The organism is Mesorhizobium sp. M7A.F.Ca.US.005.03.1.1 (assembly GCF_003997975.1).
Lineage (GTDB): Bacteria > Pseudomonadota > Alphaproteobacteria > Rhizobiales > Rhizobiaceae > Mesorhizobium > Mesorhizobium ciceri.
Window position 1 is genome coordinate 1 of the sequence record NZ_RZRO01000218.1, and the last position, 1,034, is coordinate 1,034.

The 1,034-nt window shown below is 56.3% G+C and carries 1 protein-coding gene and 1 pseudogene; one reads left to right on the forward strand and one right to left on the reverse strand.

Going from position 1 to position 1,034, the window contains the following annotated elements:
* Positions 1–343: pseudogene (locus tag EN990_RS35245) on the reverse strand (phosphomannomutase/phosphoglucomutase); the annotation flags it as partial.
* Positions 344–739: 396 nt separating this feature from the next.
* Between EN990_RS35245 and EN990_RS35250 the strand changes: the two are divergent.
* Positions 740–1,033: a hypothetical protein gene (locus EN990_RS35250; RefSeq protein WP_127218776.1), complete on the forward strand. Its 294-nt coding sequence runs from the start codon at positions 740–742 to the stop codon at positions 1,031–1,033.
* Position 1,034: the final 1 nt, after the last annotated feature.

Consider the following 1,034-nt stretch of genomic DNA (forward strand, 5'->3'; position numbering starts at 1 on the left):
CCAGTGCGAACTGGGCGAAATAGGCCATCGGCGACAACGCCAGTCCGATGTCCCTCACCCGAGCGCCTGCAGCCATCAAACCGGACACCAGCGCCAGCTTGATGCCAAGCGAATAGGAGCGGAAATCATGCCCGGTGACGATATCGGGACCGGCACCGACACGGCGGATCAGCGTGCCAAGCCCCATTCCGAGCGCCTGGACGCCGATCAGGTTAAGTTCGGGCGCGACCTGGCCAAACCACCAGCGCGCATCATATTCCCTAAACCCGGACGCCTTTATCAGCGCCGAGGTTTCAAACTCGAACGTGTTGGGCCGGGCTTCGTCAACGAAATTCAGCGACAAGACAGGACACTCCGAACGACACAAATGCGGTTGTCGAGGCGGTAGCTTACCGGAACCGTTCTTCCGGCCTATCTATCAGTTTGGTTGATCCCTTTCACGACATGGAAAGCCGGCGAGCATCGTTGTCGGGCTATTTCCGCGGTGCCCTGCAAGCCCTGATGCCCGCAAAGATCCGATAATACCGCTGAATGTCGTGATGCCGCGATCTGATCGACGACCGTGCCGCGTTCCAACGTAGGCTGGATTGCGACTCCCAGGACCACCCATAAGGAGCGTTTCCTGGCGTTAATAAACCTTGTAATATTTTGTGATCGCCGCCATTCGAGTTCTCCACAGTCGCGTCCCATTGACCATCTGCGGTTGCTAGAATCCCCCAGGGGAATGCCTTAAGCAGCCGTGAGCAAGAAGCAAGTCTTCTGCTCTGACGAACGCACAGCTTTAAGCACGGGCGCAAAAATGCCGCTGTTTTTTTTCGATATCCGGGACGGCAAATCCCATTCTCCCGATACAGAGGGCACCCACTACGTTGGTGCGCTCGAGGCCCGGGTAGACGCGGTTAAAATGCTGGTCGCCATGGCACAGGACGAAGTTCAGGGCGGGTTACAAAGCAACCTTTCGGTGACTGTTTCTGACGAAAGTCGTCGGCCCGTTATGGAAGCAAATATCGATTGCAGCATAAAAGTCTTTTGAC